1 protein-coding gene is annotated in these 231 nt (G+C 50.6%); it reads right to left on the bottom strand.

Translation table 11 applies throughout. From position 1 onward, the window contains the following. The coding region (locus tag AB4486_RS23795; RefSeq protein ID WP_372119049.1) for an ATP-binding cassette domain-containing protein at positions 1-231 on the bottom strand (231 nt) is incomplete at both ends.

Raw genomic sequence — 231 nt, 5'->3', positions numbered from 1 at the left:
AAAGCCATTTCGTGCGTTACCACGAGCATGGTTCTGCCCTCTTCTGCTAGATCGCGCATTACGCCAAGCACTTCGCCTACTAACTCAGGGTCTAATGCTGATGTAGGTTCATCAAACAACATAACTTCAGGATCAACCGCTAGCGCTCGCGCAATAGCAGCACGCTGTTGTTGGCCGCCAGACAAATGACCCGGGTAGTAATCTTTACGCTCATACAGGCCGACTTTCTTC

Origin of the sequence: Vibrio sp. 10N.222.55.C6 (genome assembly GCF_041473395.1) — a bacterium.
In the GTDB taxonomy this organism is placed as follows: Bacteria; Pseudomonadota; Gammaproteobacteria; order Enterobacterales; family Vibrionaceae; genus Vibrio; species Vibrio crassostreae_C.
Note: the sequence above shows the minus strand (reverse complement) of the source record. Positions and strands in the feature narration are given on the sequence as shown.